Here is a 21,570-nt window from a genome sequence, read left to right as displayed (position 1 = left end):
GTTCGAGGCACCTGCGGCACCTGAGCCACGTCAGGCCGCATTGCATCATCCCGCATGCGACGGCCCGGTGCGCGAACGACCGTGCGTGAACAGGCTGGGATGGGGCAGGCGCGCGCCGCGCGAAGCCCGTCTCCTCCATCGATACCGCTTCAGCACGGCGCTCCGCCGCGTCTTGAGACACAAGGGCGCGTGCTAACATTGTTCGTTATTACATCCCGTCATTCGATCAGCAAGCTAATGAACACCGAGACGTTTTCCACGCCACCCCACACGCTTGTGATTGCGTCGCGAGAAAGCCGCCTGGCCATGTGGCAAGCGGAGCATGTGCGATGTGCGCTGCACAAATTATATCCATCTTGTGACGTAAAAATCCTCGGAATGACAACACGTGGCGATCAAATTCTCGATCGCACTTTGTCGAAGGTTGGTGGTAAGGGCCTCTTCGTGAAGGAACTGGAAGCCGCGCTCGCCGACGGCCGCGCCGACCTCGCCGTGCACTCGCTCAAAGACGTGCCGATGGAATTGCCCGAAGGCTTTGCGCTGTCCACCATCATGGAGCGCGAAGATCCGCGCGACGCGCTGGTCTCCAACGACTACGACTCGCTCGCCGCACTGCCGGCCGGCGCCGTGGTCGGCACCTCCAGCCTGCGCCGCGAGGCCATGCTGCGCATGCGTTATCCGCACCTCGAAGTGCGGCCGTTGCGCGGCAACCTTGATACGCGTCTGTCGAAACTCGATCGCGGCGATTACGCGGCGATCATTCTGGCCGCAGCCGGTCTGAAGCGGCTGGGTCTGGGCGAGCGCATCCGCGCGCTGCTCGATCCCGAAGACAGCCTGCCCGCGGCGGGCCAGGGCGCGCTCGGCATCGAGATTCGCGCCGACCGCGCAGACCTCGCGGCATGGCTCGCACCGTTGCATCACGACCACACGGCAGCCGCCGTCGAAGCGGAGCGCATGGTCTCGCGCGCGCTCGGCGGCAGCTGCGAAGTGCCGCTCGCCGCGTATGCCATGTGGCGCGACGGCGCGCTGCATCTGCGCGGCATCGTCGCCACGCCCGACGGGCGGCGTGTGCTGAGCGCGCAGGCGTCGGCGCCCGCGCCCAGCGTCGAACGCGCCGTCGCGCTCGGCCAGGAAGTGGCGAGCGCGCTCGAACAGCAAGGCGCGATGGACATCGTTCGCGCGCTCAGCACCGCCAGCGGTCCCGCCGCTGCGAAGCAGGGCACGGCGCAAGACGGCGCGCCGGACAGCGCGGCGACCGGCGAGTGATGGCGGCCGATATCCCCGGCAACACATCCCCATCCGTCGACAAGGCGGCGTTCACGGTCGTGATTACGCGACCGGCCGGTCAGTCGAACGAACTGATCGCGCGACTCGCCGCGGCCGGCATCGCCACGCTCGACTTTCCGCTGATCGACATCGCGCCCGTCACCGACGAGGCGCCGTTGCGCGCCGCGTTGGCCTCGCTCGAACGCTATGCGCTCGTCGTGTTCGTGTCGCCGAATGCCGTCGATCACGCGTTTGCCCGCAGCGATGCGATCTGGCCGCATGCGCTGCCGATCGGCGTCGTCGGGCCGGGCAGCGTGCAGGCGCTGGCGCGCCACGGCGTGGCCGCGCCTGCCTACAACGTGATCAGTCCGCCGTCCGGCGCGGATGAAGACACCGCGCGCTTCGATTCCGAAGGCCTCTTCGCGGCGCTCGACAGCGCGCTCGACGCGACCAGCCTCGAAGGCAAGCGTGTGCTGATCGTACGCGGCGACGGTGGCCGCGAGTGGCTGGCCGACCGTCTGCGCGAAGCCGGCGCCGAAGTCGACACCGTCGCGGCGTACCGGCGCCTCGTGCCGGAGCCGTCGATCGGCGGCTGGGCGCGCGTGCACGAGTTGCTCGCGGGCGTGCCGCACGTATGGCTGCTCACCAGTTCCGAAGGCGTGCGCAATCTGCACGAGCTGGCGCAAGACCACCTCACCGCCGACGAAATCGCGCAGCTCAAACGCGCCGCGCTCGTCACGCCGCATCCCCGCATCGCGCAGACCGCGCGGGCATTGGGTTTTGATAGCATTACGGTGTGCGGCGCGGGCGATGAGCGCATTGCCCGCGCGCTGATTGCCGCCGTCCCGACCGTAGTTCAACCGGTACCGTCCAACCCGGCTCATTCACCGGCTAAATCACGCATGACTGAAACGAACGCATCCACGAACGCTTCACCCCAGCCGGCCGCGACCACTGCGTTGCCGCCGAATCAACCCTTCACGCCCTACGAAGCGCAAAAGCGCCATAGCGCGAGCGGACCGCTGCTGTGGTTTGTCGTCGTGATCATTGCTTGTGCCGCGGGCGTGGGCGGCTATGCGCTCAATCGCAAGGTGGAGCGCACGGAGCAGCAGCTCGTGCAGCGCCAGCAAGCCAACGACACGCAGACCAACGAGCTGCGCATCAAGACGGAACAGGCGCTCGCCACCGTGCATCAGTCGGACTCGCAGGTCGCGCAACTCGAAGGCAAGCTCGCCGATGCGCAAGCCGGGCAGCAGGCGCTGCAGCAGCAATACGCGGATCTTGCGCGCAATCGCGACGACTGGACCCTTGCCGAAGTCGGCCAGATGCTCTCCGCCGCCAGCCAGCAGTTGCAGCTCACCGGCAACACGCAGCTCGCGCTGTTCGCGCTGCAAAGCGCCGACACGCGTCTCGCCGCGTCGGACAGCCCGCAGGCGGTCACCGTGCGCAAGGCGATCGCGCAAGACATCGACAAGCTGAAGGCCGCGCCTTCCACCGATCTCACGGGCTTGGCCATCAAGCTCGACAACGCGATCGACCAGGTCGACAGCCTGCCGCTCTCGGGCGAAGCACCGATCGCCCATGCCACGCCGCAAGCCGCGACATGGGCCGATACGGCCAAGGTGGCCGCGGCCACCGGCGAGCCGCGCTGGAAGGTGTGGTGGCGTGAAGTGACCACCGGCATCGGCCAGCAGTTGACGAGCCTCGTGCAGGTGCGCCGCATCGACAACGCCGACGCGATGCTGGTCACGCCCGACGAGGGCTACTTCGTGCGCGAGAATCTCAAGCTGCGACTGCTGTCGGCGCGTCTCGCCTTGCTCTCGCGCAACGAGACCACGCTGAAGTCCGACTTGCAGGCGGCGGAGAATGCGCTCACGCGTTACTTCGACAACTCGTCGAAGAAAACCCAAACCGTGACCGATCTCGTCAAGCAGGTGGAGTCGGGCTCGGCTGCGGTTGAACTGCCGAATCTGAACACGAGCCTGCAGGCCGTCAATCAATACCGGAGCCGAGGTTAATCATGGCGATCCGGGGACTTCTATGGCTTGCGTTGCTGTTCGCCATCGCGGTGGTGCTGGCGGTGGTCGGACGCTTCGACATGGGGCAGGTGCTGCTGATCTATCCGCCGTACCGCGTCGACATGTCGTTGAATCTGTTCGTGGTCGGGCTGGTGGTGCTATTCATCCTGATGTATGCACTGCTGCGCATCTTCCGCAATATCTGGCGCATGCCGCAACGTGTGGCCGCTTATCGCGCGCGCTCGCGTGTCGCGAAAGCGCATGCCGCGCTGCGTGACGCGATCGGCAATCTGTACGCCGGGCGTTTTTCGCGTGCTGAGAAAGCCGCCAAAGACGCGCTCGCGAATGGCGACAACAAGGGCGCGGCCGGCTTGATCGCGGCCACCGCGGCGCATCGCATGCATGAATATGCGCGGCGCGACGAGTGGCTCGCGCAGATCAACGAGGCTGACTGGCAGGACGCACGGCTGATGGCCACCGCCGACATGCGCGCCGATGGCCGTGACGCGGACGGCGCGCTGACGGCGCTGACCGAAATGCAGTCACAAGGCGCGCGGCGCATTCACGCGCAGCAGATCATGTTGCGCGCGCAACAGCAATTGAAGAACTGGAGTGAAGTGCTCAAGCTCGTCAAGATGCTGGAAAAACGCGAAGCGATTCATCCGGCTGTGGCGGTGCGCTTGCGCCAACTCGCGGCGGAAAACCTGCTGCGTGACCGGCGTCACAATGCCGATGCGTTGCTGGAGTTGTGGAATTCGCTGTCGCCCACCGAGCGTCATTCGCCGCGTCTCGCGGATCTCGCGGCCGAACTGCTGGTGGCGTTGAACCGTCCGCAGGAAGCGCGCAAGATCGTCGAGGAAGCGCTGGCGCAAAACTGGGACGCGCGCTTGCTGCGCCGCTATCCGGACACGACCGCGGGCGACGCGTTGCCGCTGATCCAGAAGGCCGAAGCGTGGCAGAAGGATCGTCCGGAAGATGCCGACCTGATGTTCGCGCTAGGCCGCTTGTGCCTGCATCAGCAACTGTGGGGCAAGGCGCAATCGTTCCTTGAGCGCGCATTGAAGCTCGCGGACAACGAGACGCTGAGGATTCGCTCGCATCGTGCATTGGCGCGTTTGCACGAGCAGCTCGGCGACGCGGATAAGGCGAGCCAGCATTATCGTGAGAGTGCGTTGGCGATGAATATCGTTTGAGGGTTTTTGAGCGGCGCGTGTGTGATTGTTGGTGCGCTGCTTTGATAGCTTGAAAATGCTGGTTGATGAGTTGATGGCCGCAGCGGATGCTGTGGCCATTTTTTATTCGTGCTTCCTGCTGTGCCTGTTCGGTGACGCTTGATTTGGTCGCCTAGTGCGGTGCAGTGGACGGTTGTCGCATGGTAGTGGAGGACAACCTGATCATCGCGCTTTTCGTGGATCGGTGATCTGCATCCATCTCCGCTTCGCATGTGGATATTCGTTCTCGACGGGGAAATGGAATTCGAGGCCTCTGACGGAGAGCGCCAACCTGCCCGGCCGGGCGATGCGCTGCTTCTTGAAGATACGATCGGACGAGGACATCGAAGCCGCGTCATCGGCGACACCGCGGCAAAACTTGCAGTCGTTGAACTTGAACCGGCTGATGACAAGTGACGGTTTCTGCGCGCCCCGGACTGATGGGACCGTTTGCCTTGTATGGAACTCAGCCGTTCGACGCGATGCGCCGACTGTCTCTTGCTGGCCGACTACCGCCTCACGCCCTCAGCAGCAGTCCGCCAACATTTGTCGAAACCACCATATTCGGCGATGAAGTGGTCGCTCCTTCGCACACCAACGCAAAGCCTCAGCAGTAGATCACTGCCAAGGCCCGCGCCTCCCTCTCACTTATTAACCATCTTCGCCGGCACGCTGATCGCCAGCAGACCGCCAAGCACCAGGAACGCCGCCAGCATATACATGCCGGAGTCATTCGCGGCCGTCACCTGCTTGAGCCAGCCCACCGCATACGGGCTCAGAAAACCCGCCAGATTGCCGATCGAATTGATCATGGCGATGCCGGCAGCGGCGCCCGTGCCCGCCAGAATCGCTGTCGGCAAACTCCAGAACAGTGGCAGCGTGGTCAGAATGCCCATGGTCGCAAGCGTGAGCGACGCCATCGCCAGCACGGTGTTGTGTGCCCACACCACCGACAGCACCAGACCGATCGCCCCCGCGAACGCCGGCAACGCAATATGCCAGCGCCGCTCCCGCTTGCGGTCCGCGCTGCGCGACACGAACACCATCGCCACCACGGCCGCCGCGAACGGCACCGCCGAGAGCAGGCCGATCATGAACGCATCTGTCACGCCGGTCGCCTTGATGATGGTCGGCAGCCAGAAGCTCACGCCATACAGACCCATCACGAACGAGAAATACGTGAGGCTCAGCATCAGCACGCGGCCACTCGTGAGCACCTGGCGAATCGGCATGTCGTGCTTGGTGGCTTCTTCGGCGGAGACGTGGCGTTCGAGCAATTGCTGCTCTTCCTTGGTGAGCCACTTCGCCTTCGAGATACGATCGTCCAGCATGACGAACACCATGATGCCGACGATCACCGAAGGAATCCCTTCGAGCAGAAACAGCCACTGCCAGCCATGCCAGCCGTTCACGCCGTTGAAGCTCTTCAGGATATAACCCGACACCGGGCCGCCGATCACGCCCGACAGCGCGATAGCCGTCATGAACCAGGTGGTCATGCGGCCGCGCCGGTGCGACGGATACCAGTAGGTGAGGTACAGAATGATGCCGGGGAAAAATCCCGCTTCTGCGAGACCGAGCAGGAAGCGCATCACGTAGAACATGGTCGGCGTAGTGACGAACATGGTCAGCATGGAGATCACGCCCCACGACACCATGATCCGCGCGATCCACACGCGTGCGCCGACTTTATGCAGGATCACATTGCTCGGAATTTCGAAGATGAAATAGCCGAGAAAGAAAATCCCCGCGCCGAAACCGTAGACCGCGTCGCTCAGACCGAGATCGCTGGTCATTTGCAGCTTGGCGAAACCGACGTTGACGCGATCCAGATACGCGACCACGTAACAGAGCATCAACAGCGGCGCGAGCCGCCAGGTGACCTTGCGGTAGGTTGCCTCTTCGAAGGTGGAAGGCGGCGCACCCGCGCCGGGATGGTGGAGCGGATTTGCGGGACTAGCCATGGTGTCTCCTCTTTTCTTGTGGAATTGAAGTACCGCTGTCGATCGATTCTATCCGCGCTCAGTGGTTTGCACGACGAATCGATACCGGGGGAAAACACTGACTGCGGCGAGGGCCGCAGCACGCGAAACCCTCGCAGACCGGATGCGGCGCGGCGCTACACGCAGCGCCCGCCGTCTACTTCAAGACACACGCCGGTGATGAACTCCGCCTCGTCCGAAGCCAGATAAAGCGCGGCGTTGGCGATGTCCTGCGGCGTCGAGAAACGCCCGAGCGGAATGCCGGCGAGAAAGCGCTGACGATTCTCCGGCGTATCCTCAACGCCCATGAATTCGGACAGCAGCGCCGTCTCGCCGATCACCGGATTCACGCAGTTCACCCGAATGCGGTCCGGACCCAGTTCGACCGCCAGCGACTTGCTCGCGATAATCACCGCGCCTTTGCTGCCGTTGTACCAGACAAGCCCAGGGCGCGGCCGCACACCCGCCGTGGACGCGATATTGATGAAGCAGCCGCCGCCTTGCTCGCGGAAATACGGCACGAATTCCTGCACGCTCCAGTAGATGCTTTTCACGTTCACCGCGTAGACGCGGTCGAATTCGGCTTCCGTCACTTCCAGCACGGGCTTGTTGCGATGCGTGGTGCCGGCGTTGTTGACGACGATCTGCACGCTGCCGAAGTCTTCGAGCGCGGCTTCGCGCAGTTTTTGCCAGTCGTCGCGCTGGGCGACGTTGCCTGCCACCGCGATGGCCTTGCCGCCGGCCAGCGCGATTTCACTCGCCACGCGCTCGGCGGCCGGGCCGTTCAGATCGTTGACCACGACGTTCGCGCCTTCGCGCGCGTAGGTCTTCGCAATGCCTTCGCCGAAACCCGAGCCGCCACCCGTGACGATGGCTGTTTTACCTGTCAACCGCATGATGTCTCCGCTGTTTGTTGTGGATGGTGATACGTATGCTCGACTAACCGTGCCGGATCGCGATGGTTTTCAGCACCGTGAAGCCATACAGCGCCTCGAAGCCCTTTTCGCGGCCGTGGCCCGAATGCTTGACGCCGCCGAACGGCAATTCGACGCCGCCGCCCGCGCCATAGTTGTTGATGAACACCTGGCCGGAGCGCAGGCGGCGCGCGAGCCGCATCTGCCGCCCGCCATCTCGCGTCCAGATGCCGGCGACGAGGCCGAACGGCGTGCCGTTGGCCAGCGCCAGCGCTTCGTCTTCGTCGCTGAAGGACATGGCGGCGAGGACGGGGCCGAACACTTCGTCACGGGCGAGGCGGTGGCTGGCGGGCACATCGCGCAGCAGCGTCGGCGCCTGATAGAAGCCGCTTTCCGGCGCTTCGGGAATCACCTCGCCGTGCGCCGCCATGGCGATACCGTCGTGTTGCGCGTCGGAGAGGAAATCCCACACGCGCCGCTGCTGTTTCGCGCTGATCAGCGGCCCGCAGTCGAGATCGGCCTGCGAGGGGCCCACGCGCAATGCTTGAAACGCGCCGCTCAGCCGGTCTAGCAAGGGTTCGTATATAGCGCGGTCGATCAGCACGCGGCTGCCCGCCGAGCAGGTTTGTCCCGCGTTCTGCACGATCGCCGACACCAGCACGGGCAGCGCCGCGTCGAGGTCCGCGTCGGCGAAGACGATTTGCGGCGACTTGCCGCCCAGTTCCAGCGTGACCGGTACGTGATTCTCGGCGGCCATCTGCGTGACGAGCTTGCCGGTTTCCGGCGACCCGGTGAACGAAATGTGATCGATGCCGGCGTGCTGTGCGAGCGCCGCGCCCGCTTCATGCCCGTAGCCGGTGACGATATTCAGCGCGCCGGCAGGCAAACCCGCCTCGGCGGCCAGTTCGGCGACACGCAACACGGACAGGCAGGCATCTTCGGCCGGTTTGACGACGCATGCGTTGCCGGTGGCGAGCGCCGCGCCCACGCTGCGGCCGAAAATCTGCATGGGGTAATTCCACGGCACGATATGGCCGGTCACGCCGTGCGGCTCGCGGATCGTGAGCACCGTGTAGCCGGTCTGGTAAGGCAGCGTTTCGCCGTGCAGTTTGTCCGCCGCGCCGGCGTAGAACTCGAAATAGCGGACGAGGGCGGCCGAATCGGCGCGCGCCTGCTTGAGCGGCTTGCCGGTGTCGCGGGCTTCGAGCAGGGCGAGTTCTTCCTGGCGCGCGGCGACCAGCATGGACAGCCGGTACAGCACGCGGCCGCGTTCGGCGGCGCTCGCCTGGCCCCACGCGCCTTCGAAGGCGCGGCGCGCGGCGTGTACGGCGGCGTCGATATCCGCCGCGGTGCCGCGTGCCAACTGGGTGAAGGGCTGACCGTCCGAGGGATCGAGCACGGCGATCGTCTCGCCGCCTGAGGCGGCGGACCACTCGCCGCCGATGAAGTGTCGGGCTTCTTCCATGCATGCTCCTTGAGGTGTCACGCGGCCGCGTTGCGGTTGCGTGGTGTTCACAAACGAGAGGCACAATCGAGAGACGCCAGATGATTATCGCGCCGATCCAACGCGGGATGCCATCGGCCGATTGGCTATAATGGCGTATTCCGCACTGTCCGGCCGCAGCGCCGGCGCTCGAGGCGAGTTTCACGATGCATGCCGTTCGAGTGGCCGCACCGCGCGCCGTGTTCCGAATTCCATCCTGATCAGAGAGCGCTCATGAGCTTCAATCACGTCCCCGCAGGCAAAGACCTTCCGCAAGATTTCAACGTCATCATCGAAATCCCGGCGCAAAGCGATCCGGTGAAGTACGAAGCGGATAAGGAAACGGGCCTGCTCCACGTCGACCGTTTCATCAGCACGGGCATGCGCTATCCGGCGAATTACGGCTACATTCCGCAAACGCTGTCGGGCGACGGCGATCCGGTCGACGTGCTGGTCATCACGCCGTTCCCGCTGCTGGCTGGCTCGGTGGTGCGTGCCCGCGCACTCGGCATGCTGCAAATGACCGACGAATCCGGCGTCGACGCGAAGCTGGTCGCCGTCGCGCACGACAAGGTCTGCCCGATGACCGCCGACCTGAAGTCGATCGACGACGTCCCGGCGTACCTGAAAGACCAGATCAAGCACTTCTTCGAGCAATACAAGGCGCTTGAGAAGGGCAAGTGGGTGAAGGTCGACGGCTGGGCGGGCATCGACGCCGCGCACAAGGAAATCACCGAAGGCGCGGCGAACTACAAGAAGTAGAGCAGGGTAATCGCAAAGTGAAAGATTGAGTTTGCTTTGCGAGCACTCGGTAGGTCTTTAAGGGGCAAGCCACAACGGTTTGCCTCTTTGCGTTTGTTCGCCTGACTTTCGGCGGTGACGCCTGTGCGCCTGTGGTTTTGAAGATAGAGAAAATTTCGCAGAGATTTTCCGAGGCGCCCAGCAGGGCGCTGAGGCCAATCACGCATGCCGCACAAGTTTTCGGTGCAAGATTGCGTAGTTCTTTGAATTTGTTGAATTTTGTGTTTTTCGTATAGAATTCTCCGGGTAATGGGTTTTCGACCGGAGAATGCCTGTGGACTTCTCGGCTCTGATTGCAGTTGGCATCATCGTCGACTCCGAACGTGACCGACGCGCGTTGGAGTTTCTGGTCACTGTCTGTGGTACCGAAGTTGTCCTGCGCGGGTGCGCGGAACTGCCCGGGCGGACTCGTCCGTATGTTTCCAACATTGCTAAAGCGCTCGGTGTCGTGATTCCCGATGAAGTGGCTGTCACGCCGCGAGAGGAGGGCCGACGGCAGCTCGCTGAAATCAAGAAACTGCTTGGCCAAACGGTAAAGCGGTCGCGCTAACGATTGCTGCCGGCTATGCGCTTTGCTGAAATCGCACGGATAAACACCTCGCGTTAGACGAGGTATGACATCAGCCCCAGATTGCCCTTCCTACCACTACCTTGACGCCAGCGAGCTTGCCGACATCCTTGGCCTCTCCGTGCGCACAAGCATCCTGCGAGCAAGACACCGCCCTTGGCTGCTGCCACCCCGTGCGGTTCTATCTGACCGCGAGCTTCTTCGTTGGCGTCAAGATGTCGTCAACTCATGGCTCGTCGAAAACTCGAGCAAGCCGCTGAAATTTTAGGCGCCGGGCGCCGGGCGCCGGGCTTTTTTGGCGGCCCGGCTCTCAGCAGCAACAGGCTCGTCCTCTCCCTCAATTTTTGCCAGCAATTCCGCTGGGTCCACCTGAAGTGCACCCGCTAGCAGCACAATGTTGTCGAGGGAAATATTCGTAATCATCCGCTCAACTTGGCTAACGTAGGTGCGATGCAATCCCGCCAAGTCGGCCAACGCCTCCTGCGAGATTTTTTGCGTGGCCCGTAGTCGCTTTAGATTCTTCGAAAGCCGACTCCGTAGTTGGGCCTGTATGGGCTTCAGCTCTTCTTTCATATGGCTGAAGCATCGCCCAACGCATCGAATGTATCTACAGCTTAAGCGTCGACGTAGTTTGAATCTACAGAGTTTACATCTACACGTTTTGCCTCTACACTGCATCGACAAGTGACGTTCCTCCTAAGGGAACACGGGTCACCGTCGTCGAAAATTTGAGCTGGCCTTCTCGGGCATCTGCAGCCTCTTTGCAAAAACCGCGGGAGAAGTAACTTGGAAATCGTTCATGTGCACTACGTGCCGGCGACCATTCGTGCCGCTCTTACCCGCATCGGCGCTCCGGTCACCATAGAGATTGAGGGCGAAAGCATTGAACTGCCACCTCAAGTGTTACCGGGCGAGGTCGAATGGCGGGCCGACTTACTTAAGTGGCTTGTTCGCAAATGTGTGAGCGACTACCTCGGAACGCCTGTACAGCAGCGAGATGAATTTGATGGCGCCATCGAGCTGCAGTTAATAGTGCACACGGGCCTGCATCCGTTGGAAGCGCGAACCGTTGTCCAAGAGATGTATGCACTGCTCGGCGGATTGACAGCCGACGAGTATGAGGACATGACCAATGGCAACCCTCTTTTCGCGGGGCATGTTCGGGTCGAATGGGATGGACTTAAAGCGCGGTACGCCAAGATTCTTCGCAGCAGCGCCAAGTCACCACGCAGTAGCACGCCTAGCTGATGACCGTTCGAATTTGGCAACGCGCCCGCGGCGGAAGCTTCCATGGTTCGACTGTTCATGGTGAGGGCCCATGAGGCGGAGCAGCAAAAACCCTCGACGAATGGGCACTGAGACCGACCGCGCGCTTGAGTTTGCACTTGCGGAGGTTTCAAAGGAATTCAGCCGCCGGTTGCCGAGACATTGCAGGCGATATAGGCGCGATTTCAAACACCCAACCACTGACCATTTCAAGCAACGCGTCCGAACGTTCCGCCGTGCTGGACACATGGAATGGCAACGGTTACCTGGCCGTTCTGCATCTGCCGGATGATTTCGCGATGCGTATGCCGCAGGCAAAGGCGTGGCAAGGCAAAATTGCAGAGCAGTTCGGAAGCTCAACGCCAGTGCAGTATCTGGAGGGTGGAGGCGAGCAAGTCGTGATTGACCTCGGCAAACTGGCGGAAGAGATAACAAAGGTAGGTGAAAAAATCAAAGCTGGCGAATTAGCCACCAATGGGCCAATGATTGTCGACGGTATTCGAGTTGACTTCTTCGAAACGAAGTGGGAAAACGTCGAAAAAGTTTACGGATATAGTCGGTTTGAGGACGATATTGGCTACGCGGCAAAAACACGCCGGCTTGCGACCGACGAAGTGCAGAGCAAGGTCACGCCGACGAACAGTATAAAGGCGGCCGCAGTGCGAACTGGCGCCAATCTCGAGACGCAACGGTGACATATACGATGAAGCAGTACGACATGCAGGACAACCTAACTCGCCGTCAAGTTTTCTGGTTGCTTCAGAGGCTGACAAGCTATGCGCTCTGGAAAAAGAAGCGTGACGCGTTCGCCATCTTTGCAGACGAGTACGAAATCGCTGTCAAGACGTGGCCAGAGGGCGACCCGGAGTACATGCCGGCCGACAACCTGTCGACCATCTACGAGATTCTGGGTCTATACGACAAGGGCCTGGAGCAGCTAGCGCGTGGATATCGTTTCATATGGAAAGATGGTCAACCATTGAAGCTCGCGGTCAATCGCTACTATCACCTTTGCCAGTACTTCTTTCCCCACCCGTCGTATTGGGAGCGAGGCGCTCAGTTGGCTCCATATCCAACCAAGGTGGATAGACTTGCTCGATTGATGCGTGCATCCGAGTTCCAGATGGAGCAAGCGCCTTTCGAGGTTGCGGCCTCAAACGACAATTTTGCTCAGTTGCAGTCGGCGACATTACTTCTGGACCCGGACCGCTATAAGTACCAGTTCTACGAATTGGATTACCCCTTTTTCCCACCGTCACTTCCGGAAATCCCTGCCTCCCTCGGTCCGGTAGTCGAGTCCGGTGACGAGGTCACCGCCGACGGCATCTGGGAGCCTGTAAAAATTAGTCGCGGTAAGGTGCTAGGACTGCTATCGGTCGGTGAGAAAACGGAAGAAAACAATGGCTGCTTCAACTATTTGGTCAAAGGGACTCACGCGCCGAATATCAAAGGGCGGCCTGACCCACTCACTTTGCGGTCTGCCGTCACGAGTACTCACTGGCGTCTATTGTGGGAAGACACGCGATACAAGGATGGGGTGATTGCGGACGAGTCACAGTATTTCCTCGCTGCGAAGCGCGAAGATGCGCCCGCTGAGCTTGCTGACGTTCCAGACGTCAAGACTGGGGACATGTGTCCGGTTTCTGGGGTGTGGCGTGCAGAAAAATACGCGGACTCGTCTATTCACATAGTCGCAGGAGCGGTGATGCCGGACCTGATGGTCACAGATAACCTGGGCGAGAGGAAAGTGCATTGGGTGACCTGGCACCTAGTCAAGAGAACGTGACAATCTTCCGGGGGGTAAGTCGACTGCCGGGGACGCGAGAACTTGTGGGCAATTAAGGTCGAGCTCAACGCTGTCACCTTTGGATTGCAATATGGACGAGCCGCCGCCGGAGGTCGCAGCCACTGTCACGACCGGTGCATCATCCCTATAAGCCGGAAAATATAGACGCTTGGCTCAACCCGGATACATCGGACTTGGCGGCGATGTAACCGATACTTGATGACAGGGACCGGCCGTACTACGAGCACCGGTTGGCTGCGTGACCACCGATTGTTGCAGGCTCACGATGGTGGATTGAAGCAGAGGTCAATCCACCAAATTGCGGGTTGCTCAAAGGAGGGCATTTAAGAGCCACGAGTCATCTAACTTAATGAACTCGTATGTGAGACCTTGGCTCTCACCGCTCCCCGGGCTGTAGTACACGGCCCTGAAGGTGAAGGCATTCAGAGACTTTTTGCGTCCACGCTGTTTGTCTCGCATGAGTTGAACATGATGGTCGCAATCGAAGGCGGTTCACGCGAGAGTCTGACATTCTGTTGAATGGATGTCGATGAATCAGCGTCGATTGCCGCCCCACCGCTGCGGCGATGACTAGCGGATGGACTGCACTGCAGTGCGAAGGCAACAGTTACGCGTCCCATTCCGGCGCGAACGGCGGAGTGACGAAACGGTGGTTCTTCGGCAACGCCGCAATAGAGTGCCGGTCATCATCGTCGAGTTTCACCGCCAGCGCGTCGAGATTGGATTTTTGACTTTCGCGACGTTGAGCCTTAGGAATCACGGCGACCCCGTCCTGTTCCAGAAGCCAGGCGAGTGCAACCTGGGCAGCAGTCGCGCCATGCTTGGTGCCGATTGCCTGAAGTACGGGGTCGCTTGCTGCCCTGCCTTGCGCAAGCGGGGCATAGGCGACAAGTGGAATGCCTTTCTCGCGCAAGTAGTTCAGCATCTTCGACTGGTCTAGAAACGCGTGGTATTCAATCTGGTGGCAGGCGATGGGTGCACCGATTTCCTCGATGGCTTTTCGTAGCATCGTCACGTTGAAATTGCACACACCGATTGAGCGAACGGTGCCGTTCTGCAGAAAGCCTTGCATTGTTTCCATGACGGCGCCGAGGTCCATGTCACGCGACGGCCAATGCACCATGTACAGGTCAACGTAGTCGACACCGAGCTTTGCGAGGCTGGCGTCAAGGGCGCGACGCAGGGCATCCGGGGCGAGGTTCTCGTGCCATACCTTGGTGGTCAGATGCAGTTGCTTTCGCGCGAGACCCGAGCCCGCAATTGCGGCGCCTACGGCTTCTTCGTTCTGGTACATCTCGGCGGTGTCGATGTGTCGGTATCCAAGCTCCAGCGCACTTTCAACTACTGGCTGGCAACCTCCGCCCGGCATACGAAATGTGCCAAATCCGAGGCGGGGCAGGTCAATTCCCTGTGTCTTCAAAGCTTCCATGGTTGCTCTCCCAAGCTGGTCCTGGTTTGCGGCGCAAGCCGCCGTAGCGTTCAGGAGCACAATCTCCCATTTTTTGATTGTTGAATAAAGTACGTGCCGTTCAAATCACTCGTGATTAAACTAGCGAAATGACATTAGCCTCGGAGAGGGCATGACATTTGATGGTCGGCTGTTTTCTGGCATCACCGTACTTGCCGCAGTCGCCGAGAGCGGCAGTTTCGTGCGCGCAGCAGATGCTCTCGGCTTGTCGCCATCGGGCGTTAGCCGTGCTGTTTCACGTCTCGAAAAGCGGGTGGGGGTGCGGCTGCTTGACCGAACGACGCGCTCGCAAACACTGACCGACGAAGGGAGGCGTCTATATGAAGCGGTTGGCCCGCACCTGACCGGCATCGAAGAGGCGGCTTCAGCGGCATCGGGTTCGGCGAACGTCGTGCAGGGAAAGCTTCGCGTCAACGTTGACCCGTTCTTTTCAAGGACGGTGCTGGCGTCAAGATTGCCAGATTTTCTGGCACATCATCCTGACCTCTCGCTCGAACTCATCATGCGCGACGACGTCGGCGACCTCGTGGCAGATGGATTTGACCTTGCGGTGCGTTTTGGACCCCCGCCACTGGGAACACTGATTGCACGCAAGCTGCTCGATACGCGCATCATTACGGTCGCGTCTCCGCGGTATGTGGCTGAGCACGGAAAGCCAGGAAAACCGGAGGAGGTGAGCAGGCATCAGCGAATCATGTTTTATAACCCCGTGACGGCCAAGCCCTTTGAGTGGGAGTTTCATCGGGGTAAGAAGGTCACGGAGATACCGGCAGAGGGGCGTCTCCTCGTGTCGGACGTGGAAACCATGCTCGGCGCGTGTATCGCCGGCGCTGGCATCGCCCAGGTGATGGAGATTGGCGTCGAGCAGGTAATGCGTGATGGCTTGCTTGTGGACCTCTTCCCGCACTGGCCGGACGAAAGATTTCCGCTGTATGCGCTCTTTCCGTCCCGGCGCCATCGTGCTGCGAAAGTCGACGCGTTCATTAATTTCTGCCTCGAGTCATTATCCGCAGCCGCACCCGTTACGCACCGTCAGATAGGTCTCCGGGGGAACCGCGGCAGCGCAAAAGCTAAAGCGCGCACGTCATCGCGTCCATGACAATTGATATCAAGCCGAGTACGGAGTAACTGGTAATGCCGCAAGTCTCGTCCCGGCGCTATGGCACGACTTCCACTTCTGACTCGCTCTTCGTGCAGCTCAAGGCACGTGGTCTCCTTCTGGCCGCCTTCGTTGGCTCCATCTGGTTGGTTTTTTTCCTGTCTGTTGCGCTGCCATTCCTGCATCTGAACCGGCACGGCGTGGTGCCGCGCACGTTTGGGGGGCTGCAGGGCATCCTGTTCGCCCCGTGGTTGCACGCAAGTATGATGCACCTGGTAGCCAACACTGGTGGACTGCTCATCTTGGGCTGGCTGTGCACCTGGCCGCGCATCGCGAACTTCTGGCAGGCGACAATCGGTGCGATGCTTGGTGCTGGATTGTGCGCCTGGCTGCTCGGCGCGCCCTACACGTTGCATATCGGCGCGAGCGGCCTCGTGTTCGGTTACGCGGGCTACCTGGTCGCGCGGGGCTATTACACGCGGCACGTTCTGGCGATGCTAGCTGCACTTTTCGTAGCGGCGAGCTACGGGCTGACCATGCTCTTTGGCGTGATGCCAATATATCCAGGCGTGTCGTGGCAAAGCCATCTGGGTGGCGCGCTGGGAGGCATCCTAGCCGCGCGCGCAGCCGCCCGCAGTGCACGACTTTTATGACGCCGCAAATGCGGGCACATTGAGCACGCCCTGATGCCCGGCGGTATCGCCCAGCTCATCTTGAGTAGCCAGATGAAATAAAGGCCTGTGCGTCCTGGGCAGAGAAGCAAAAAAGCCCCTCAGATTTTCGACGCGAGGGGCTCCCTTTCCGGTGGTCAGGTTTAGACCGCGGCATCCTTCAGCTTCTTCAGCGGGCGCACTTTCAGACGCACCGAAGCGGGCTTTGCGGCAAACCATTTTTCTTCGCCCGTGAACGGGTCCTTGCCGAAGCGCTTCTTCTTTGCCGGCACGTCCTGAGCAACAACCTTCAGCAGACCCGGCAGCGTGAACTCCTTCGCACCCTTCTTGTGGACCGATGCGAGCACTGTTTCTTCCAGAGCGGCCATCAATGCCTTCGCCGCTTTCGGCTCGACACCTGCGCGCTCGGCAAGATGGGTAGCAAGCGAAGCCTTCGTGAACGAATCCTTGATGGGCTTCAGCGGCGTGGCAGCGACCGCCTTCTTGGTGGCAGGAGTCGCCGCCTTCTTCACCGTCGGCGCCTTCGCCTTTTTCTCGACCGGAGTCGTCACCTTCTTCGGAGCCGGCTTTGCTGCAGCTTTCGTTGCCATAGATTCCTCGTCATTGGTCAAAGGTTGGCCCGGGGTCCTTGCCTTTGCGTAGTCACCGACAATGCGCAAAGGTCCAAATCCTCAGGCTGGCGCTAGCGTAGCAATTCGCTTTTGAATCCGCAACGGGCGAGGCCCTAAAACAAGGGGTTTTGTGCAAAAGGAACGCAAAAACGGCGACCTGTACCCCTCCAGAGGAGGCTGCGTTCACGAAAACGGCTACGCGACAGGGTTTGACGCAGGGGCAAGAGAGGTAAACCACTCGCGCGAGTCCAGCGTCGGGTGCCGGAATCGGCAATGATGCATGCGAGCGCTTAAGGTGATTGGTGTTTGCTGAAGGATGTTTATTTTCCTATGGCTTAAGCGCAGGGTCACCTTCCGGCAACCCTGAAGCACACCTCGAATTTACTCAGCAGGGTCAAACAGCGCTGTAACTCCGACGTAGGTGGTCACGTCGAATTCGGCATTGCCTAGCTTCCGGAGAGCATTATGGTGACGGTCTGTGAGCCACCGGTCGCCGGCAGCCTCTCGCAAGACATGGCGGAAAGCGCGCACATCTTCCTTGCCTGCAAAAATCTGCTCGATGTATTTGTCTGCATCCAGTCGGCCGGCTTCAGCCGCGGCAGCGAGGCTATCCATCACCCATGACAGACCCGGGTTATGAGGTCTTGCCAGCAGTTCCGCAAGCTTGATTGGCGTCAGCGTTTTGTTCATGTGGTCCCAACCGCCGTACTCGATGCAAGCGCTGGCCATCCGCTGCCCTTCTTCGGTTTCAAACATAAGCGGGGTGACTTGCGGGATATATCCGTTAATCGTTGCCATCAGAGTCCTCTATTTCGATTGTTGTTTTCTACCGGACAGCGTGACCGGCTAGCGTTGATTACGGCATCAACGTAGCGGTGCTTGAGCGACAAACGTGAATGGCGGTTTCTACGACTGGAATGCGCCGTGCAAAGCATCGACTTGGATGCATCACAACTCATAGAGACTGCGAAACTATCTCATCCAGTTGGGGACGTTGTATGCGTCGACCATCGAAAGCGACTCAACGATTTTTAACTCGCTGGGTGCATGTTGGCCGCATGCCATGATGGCAATCGACCGAGTGCAGGCGGAGTGTGGCGCGAAGCGCCTTTATTGCTTACGACCAAGACGCTGCCGCGCTGCGCAGGGTCGTTCGCACTGTCGCGGCATCAGGACCAGGTGCGTCCGTGCGGCTCGCAAATCTTGTGACATCAGACCGACGTTTTGCGTTGCCGGACGGTGGATGCGGCGAGAGTCGCCGCGAGGCGATTTTTTGGTTTGAGCGAGAAATCGAAATCGCTTTTCTGCAGGAAGGAACGGCGAAAGCTTGAGAGTGGTTTTCCGGACGTACAAGCATCACTTGTACGTCCATGACGGATTACTGAGCAGGGTCGAAGAAGCTCGCGGCCGCAGCATAGGTCACTGCATCGAGTTCAGCGCAGCCCAATTTCCTTAAGGCACTTAAATGGCGGTCGTTCAGCCACTTCTCGCCGCCGGCGTCACGCAGAATCAGGCGGAAGGACCGCACATCCGCTTTGCTCGCAAACAGTTGCTCAATGTATTGGTCCCCGTCAAGTATGCCGGCTTCGGCGACCGCCGCGAGGCTGTCCATCGCCCAGGCTAGGCCGGGGTTGCCTGGCATTGTCAGGAGGGCCGACAGCTTGATTGGCGTCAGTGTCTTGTCGCGATGAATCCAGCCTCCGAACTCGACGCAAGCGGCGGCCACCTTTTGTCAGCCTTCGGTCTCGAACATCAGCGGGGACGGTTGCGATACACACGCGTTGACTACCGCCATCTGATTCCTCGAATCTGTAGTTTGATTTCTGCGACCCGCACGACCCGCTGAGGGCAATTACGGCAAACGCTCGCGGTTCTTTAGTTGATGAAGTCTGTCCATGCAACAGATTGGGGACTGAGAGTCGCCACGGGAACGCTGCTTGCGTCGGTGCCCGTTGCAGCGCTTGCTGACAATGACCGCTAGAGCGGTTGAACCCAAGGAGAAACGAATATGGACCCGGTCTCGCACGGAATCATTTTCTGGCTAATTATTGGCGGCATCGCCGGCGCCTTGGCCGGTCGTATCGTCGACGGTGGTGGCTTCGGCATTCTTGTCGACATCATTGTGGGAATCGTTGGCGCATTCATCGGAGGATGGCTTGGCGGAGTTCTCGGGTTGCACTTGGGAAGCGGCATAATCGGCTCACTTATTACGGCGCTGATTGGCGCGGTCATCCTGCTTGCAATCCTGCGCCTTTTCAGTGGAGGTCGCGCGCGTTCACTCTGACGCGGGTATTTGATTGACCCTTAGCGGCAAGGCCCTGCCCATTTGGCGATTTTTCTGGAGATTGAAATGGATATGCCAGTTACCGAGGACCAGATTCGTACGCTCGCGTTCTATCTTTGGGAGAAGGACGGAAGTCCTGACATGCGTTCCGAAGAGTATTGGGAGAAGGCGAGACAGCAGCTAGGCGTGGACGGTCCGACGGCGGAGCCGAACTCGGACGGCAGCCCGACTTGAGTAGTAAATCTGTCGATGGTTCAGAGCGAGTGTTCGCGGCTCAGTTCGCTGACACTCGCCTGCCGGAGCCGAAACGCCCCGGTTCACATGAACCGGGAGCCTATCTCTTTTCGGTTGCTCTGATAACTTCATCGATAGAAACCGGCTTGGTCAGATGCAAATCAAAGCCTGCACTTTTCGACCTCTGAACATCGGCGTCTTGATTAAAGCCGCTCAACGCAACCAGAGTCATTCCAATCAGCGCGGGATTTCCGCGAGAGACTTCCGCAAGCTCGCGCCCGCTCATCTGCGGAATCCTTTCGTCAATGAGCGCGACGTCCGGCAAGAACATCTGGACGGCTCTTAGAGGGCCGTCCGACACACGTTGTCAGGGCGCCCTGAGCGGCAAGGAAAAAACTCTTCAACTGCAGCTCGGCCTCAACTTCAATCTCCGGGCGCCCGCGTCAACGTCGTTTTGCATGGACTAAGAGCTGAGGGGCCCCCACGTCACCCGAAGTAAGAGCTGCATGTCCGACGGCGGCGTCGCCGGGGCACGGGAATTGCGCGAAGTAGGACGCGGGCGCACACCTTCCGGTGCCAGCGAACGCTTCGGCCTCGAGGAGATTTGCCATGAGAGTGATGAAAGGACTTTTGATTGCAGCACTATTTGTCGGTATATCTGGGAGTATCTACGCACAAGGCGCGGGTGGCGGGGCCGCCGGGGGGCAAGGAGGCACGGGGATGAGCAAACCGAACGCAGGTGGTTCGACTGACACGGTGTCGGGTGCGTCGGGGGCGAATAGCATGACACCCTCGGGTGCTACTTCGCACAAGAAGATGCATAAGAAGTCCGGCGCCGCCATGCCGGCATCGGCCACCAATCCGGGTTCAGGGGGCAGCGGTTAAAGAATTATTGGAGGTGCGGCTGGCCCTGGCCTCAAGCGCGCTCGCCATTCCTGGACAAATCGAACGAAGAGCGCTACGGCCAACGGCGCGGATTGACAGGCCGCCACCGGGAAGCCGCCCGGCCCTCGGCGCCAGGCCGCGCAGAGACCGCCGCCAGGCGCCCGGCTACAAACGTGTCGACCGTGCGCAGTAGCATGGCGAGGTCTGCGGGCTTGCGAAAAAACGCCGACCAGCAGGGCGGACCGTCGCGGGGTTCGGGCATGGCTGACAGCATGACTATCGGCAGATGAGCAAATGCGGGCTGGCACCTCCCGCGCCGGCACAATTCATCTCCGTCCATTTCAGGCATCTGCCAATCAGTGACGATGAGCCGTGGCATTTCGCGCAGAACTTTGTGCAACGCTTCCGCGCCGTTTTGCGCGAGTACGACGTGATGGCCGCCGCTTTCCAGGGCCAACTGAAGCGCCCAGAGGTTATCGAGGTCGTCGTCGACGAGCAGGACTGTGGACATGGCTTGTAAGCGCGCGTAGGTATACCCTTGGCCGCCGCAACAGCCGTGCCTCAACGATGCACGTCAGTCGGCGGCGCACGGCGCGACTGATGTACGCCACAACGTGGACGGCGCCCGGGAAAGCCGCTAGCAATTCCGGACAAACGATGACTCTGAACGTTGGCCCCGGCAGCCTCCGAGACCCATTCGGAACCGGAGAAGGATTGACCCCGCGTCGCTTGCAACCCGCCATAAAAGGCGGACCACGCCGAGCCCCGTCCGCCGCTCCCCCGATTGTGCAGCGACGCGCAGCCAGCTGACCGTTTTGGCGCAGCGCCTATCTCTCTCGCCTCTTATTCGGGTGCGTCTTCATCGCACATTTCGTCGTGCTGTTCGTCGTCCTCGGACTGTAGGATAGGGGCAGCATTGTCCGGCGTCGCTGGGTCACGGTCGCTGTCTGCGATATCATCCGCGAGCTTGTCCTGGTCATCTTTGCGGCTGACACCGCGTGT

23 protein-coding genes and 2 pseudogenes are annotated in these 21,570 nt (G+C 60.6%); 15 read left to right on the top strand and 10 right to left on the bottom strand.

The genetic code is table 11. The features are described 5' to 3' along the window. Positions 1–237: 237 nt before the first annotated feature. From hemC to P0D80_RS35755, 4 genes and pseudogenes are all read left to right on the top strand, one after another. The gene (gene hemC, locus P0D80_RS35770; protein ID WP_408183254.1) at positions 238–1,266 is read left to right on the top strand and encodes a hydroxymethylbilane synthase; all 1,029 of its coding nucleotides are present in this window, start codon (positions 238–240) and stop codon (positions 1,264–1,266) included. After that, positions 1,266–3,284: a fused uroporphyrinogen-III synthase HemD/membrane protein HemX gene (hemDX, locus tag P0D80_RS35765; RefSeq protein WP_408290893.1), complete on the top strand. Its 2,019-nt coding sequence runs from the start codon at positions 1,266–1,268 to the stop codon at positions 3,282–3,284. Before hemC ends, hemDX begins: the two co-directional genes overlap by 1 nt. 2 nt (positions 3,285–3,286) lie before the next feature. Next, complete coding sequence (locus tag P0D80_RS35760) at positions 3,287–4,477, top strand: heme biosynthesis protein HemY (RefSeq protein ID WP_408183257.1); 1,191 nt, start codon at positions 3,287–3,289, stop codon at positions 4,475–4,477. A 216-nt stretch (positions 4,478–4,693) separates the two neighbouring features. Beyond that, positions 4,694–4,912 (top strand): annotated as a pseudogene (locus P0D80_RS35755) (cupin domain-containing protein); the annotation flags it as partial. Positions 4,913–5,139: 227 nt separating this feature from the next. On the opposite strand, the gene P0D80_RS35750 reads toward P0D80_RS35755, so the two are convergent. The 3 genes from P0D80_RS35750 to P0D80_RS35740 all read right to left on the bottom strand — a co-directional run bounded on the left by P0D80_RS35750 (position 5,140) and on the right by P0D80_RS35740 (position 8,856). After that, a complete protein-coding gene (locus tag P0D80_RS35750) occupies positions 5,140–6,459 on the bottom strand; it encodes an MFS transporter (protein WP_408183259.1) in 1,320 nt (439 codons plus the stop codon). 155 nt (positions 6,460–6,614) lie between these two features. Further along, the gene (locus tag P0D80_RS35745) at positions 6,615–7,373 is read right to left on the bottom strand and encodes an SDR family oxidoreductase (RefSeq protein ID WP_132375598.1); all 759 of its coding nucleotides are present in this window, start codon (positions 7,371–7,373) and stop codon (positions 6,615–6,617) included. A gap of 43 nt (positions 7,374–7,416) precedes the next feature. Continuing rightward, positions 7,417–8,856, bottom strand: coding sequence for an aldehyde dehydrogenase family protein (locus P0D80_RS35740; protein ID WP_408290890.1), 1,440 nt, complete (start codon positions 8,854–8,856; stop codon positions 7,417–7,419). A gap of 252 nt (positions 8,857–9,108) precedes the next feature. On the opposite strand from P0D80_RS35740, the gene ppa reads away from it, so the two are divergent. Together ppa and P0D80_RS35730 are read left to right on the top strand one after the other, a co-directional pair. Next, positions 9,109–9,636, top strand: coding sequence for an inorganic diphosphatase (gene ppa, locus P0D80_RS35735; RefSeq protein WP_132375596.1), 528 nt, complete (start codon positions 9,109–9,111; stop codon positions 9,634–9,636). 313 nt (positions 9,637–9,949) lie between these two features. Then, the gene (locus tag P0D80_RS35730; RefSeq protein WP_408183262.1) at positions 9,950–10,225 is read left to right on the top strand and encodes a CppA family protein; all 276 of its coding nucleotides are present in this window, start codon (positions 9,950–9,952) and stop codon (positions 10,223–10,225) included. Positions 10,226–10,507: 282 nt separating this feature from the next. On the opposite strand, the gene P0D80_RS35725 is transcribed toward P0D80_RS35730, so the two are convergent. Further along, complete coding sequence (locus P0D80_RS35725; protein WP_408183264.1) at positions 10,508–10,816, bottom strand: helix-turn-helix domain-containing protein; 309 nt, start codon at positions 10,814–10,816, stop codon at positions 10,508–10,510. 213 nt (positions 10,817–11,029) lie between these two features. Here P0D80_RS35725 and P0D80_RS35720 point away from each other — a divergent pair, with 213 nt between their 5' ends. From P0D80_RS35720 to P0D80_RS51935, 4 genes and pseudogenes are all read left to right on the top strand, one after another. After that, positions 11,030–11,491: a hypothetical protein gene (locus tag P0D80_RS35720; RefSeq protein ID WP_408183265.1), complete on the top strand. Its 462-nt coding sequence runs from the start codon at positions 11,030–11,032 to the stop codon at positions 11,489–11,491. A gap of 125 nt (positions 11,492–11,616) precedes the next feature. Beyond that, entirely contained in the window at positions 11,617–12,204 is a 588-nt protein-coding gene (locus tag P0D80_RS35715; RefSeq protein ID WP_408290886.1) for a hypothetical protein, read from the top strand. Next, positions 12,201–13,295, top strand: a complete 1,095-nt coding sequence (locus P0D80_RS35710; RefSeq protein WP_408290884.1) for an Imm72 family immunity protein — start codon at positions 12,201–12,203, stop codon at positions 13,293–13,295. Before P0D80_RS35715 ends, P0D80_RS35710 begins: the two co-directional genes overlap by 4 nt. A 94-nt stretch (positions 13,296–13,389) precedes the next feature. After that, positions 13,390–13,504, top strand: a pseudogene (locus P0D80_RS51935) (SOS response-associated peptidase family protein); the annotation flags it as partial. A gap of 419 nt (positions 13,505–13,923) precedes the next feature. Here the strand turns inward: P0D80_RS51935 and P0D80_RS35705 are convergent. Continuing rightward, the gene (locus P0D80_RS35705; protein ID WP_408290881.1) at positions 13,924–14,745 is read right to left on the bottom strand and encodes an aldo/keto reductase; all 822 of its coding nucleotides are present in this window, start codon (positions 14,743–14,745) and stop codon (positions 13,924–13,926) included. Between the two features lie 151 nt (positions 14,746–14,896). Between P0D80_RS35705 and P0D80_RS35700 the strand changes: the two genes are divergently transcribed. Both P0D80_RS35700 and P0D80_RS35695 read left to right on the top strand, forming a co-directional pair. Further along, a complete protein-coding gene (locus P0D80_RS35700; protein ID WP_408290879.1) occupies positions 14,897–15,883 on the top strand; it encodes a LysR family transcriptional regulator in 987 nt (328 codons plus the stop codon). 35 nt (positions 15,884–15,918) lie between these two features. After that, positions 15,919–16,536 carry a rhomboid family intramembrane serine protease gene (locus tag P0D80_RS35695; RefSeq protein WP_408290877.1) on the top strand — a complete coding sequence of 206 codons (618 nt, stop codon included), beginning with the start codon at positions 15,919–15,921 and terminating at the stop codon, positions 16,534–16,536. Positions 16,537–16,697: 161 nt separating this feature from the next. Here P0D80_RS35695 and P0D80_RS35690 read toward each other — a convergent pair whose 3' ends face one another. From P0D80_RS35690 to P0D80_RS35680, 3 genes are all read right to left on the bottom strand, one after another. Then, entirely contained in the window at positions 16,698–17,144 is a 447-nt protein-coding gene (locus tag P0D80_RS35690) for an HU family DNA-binding protein (RefSeq protein ID WP_367840578.1), read from the bottom strand. Between the two features lie 402 nt (positions 17,145–17,546). Next, positions 17,547–17,963 (bottom strand): hypothetical protein, encoded by a 417-nt coding sequence (locus P0D80_RS35685; protein WP_408183576.1) that lies wholly within the window; start codon positions 17,961–17,963, stop codon positions 17,547–17,549. Positions 17,964–18,543: 580 nt separating this feature from the next. Beyond that, positions 18,544–18,891 carry a hypothetical protein gene (locus tag P0D80_RS35680; protein WP_408290874.1) on the bottom strand — a complete coding sequence of 116 codons (348 nt, stop codon included), beginning with the start codon at positions 18,889–18,891 and terminating at the stop codon, positions 18,544–18,546. Between the two features lie 282 nt (positions 18,892–19,173). On the opposite strand from P0D80_RS35680, the gene P0D80_RS35675 reads away from it, so the two are divergent. Both P0D80_RS35675 and P0D80_RS35670 read left to right on the top strand, forming a co-directional pair. Beyond that, the gene (locus P0D80_RS35675) at positions 19,174–19,449 is read left to right on the top strand and encodes a GlsB/YeaQ/YmgE family stress response membrane protein (protein WP_132382006.1); all 276 of its coding nucleotides are present in this window, start codon (positions 19,174–19,176) and stop codon (positions 19,447–19,449) included. 66 nt (positions 19,450–19,515) lie between these two features. Beyond that, positions 19,516–19,683, top strand: coding sequence for a DUF2934 domain-containing protein (locus P0D80_RS35670; RefSeq protein ID WP_408290872.1), 168 nt, complete (start codon positions 19,516–19,518; stop codon positions 19,681–19,683). Between the two features lie 100 nt (positions 19,684–19,783). On the opposite strand, the gene P0D80_RS35665 is transcribed toward P0D80_RS35670, so the two are convergent. Further along, the gene (locus P0D80_RS35665; protein ID WP_408290870.1) at positions 19,784–20,044 is read right to left on the bottom strand and encodes a response regulator; all 261 of its coding nucleotides are present in this window, start codon (positions 20,042–20,044) and stop codon (positions 19,784–19,786) included. Positions 20,045–20,403: 359 nt separating this feature from the next. Here P0D80_RS35665 and P0D80_RS35660 point away from each other — a divergent pair, with 359 nt between their 5' ends. Continuing rightward, positions 20,404–20,568 carry a hypothetical protein gene (locus P0D80_RS35660; protein WP_408183583.1) on the top strand — a complete coding sequence of 55 codons (165 nt, stop codon included), beginning with the start codon at positions 20,404–20,406 and terminating at the stop codon, positions 20,566–20,568. Between the two features lie 73 nt (positions 20,569–20,641). On the opposite strand, the gene P0D80_RS35655 is transcribed toward P0D80_RS35660, so the two are convergent. Next, complete coding sequence (locus tag P0D80_RS35655; RefSeq protein ID WP_408290868.1) at positions 20,642–21,079, bottom strand: response regulator; 438 nt, start codon at positions 21,077–21,079, stop codon at positions 20,642–20,644. Between the last annotated feature and the right edge of the window lie 491 nt (positions 21,080–21,570).

Source organism: Paraburkholderia sp. RL17-373-BIF-A, assembly GCF_046030175.1.
GTDB lineage: Bacteria > Pseudomonadota > Gammaproteobacteria > Burkholderiales > Burkholderiaceae > Paraburkholderia.
The sequence above is the reverse complement of the archived record's forward strand: the minus strand, read 5'-3'. Positions and strand labels throughout refer to the sequence as shown.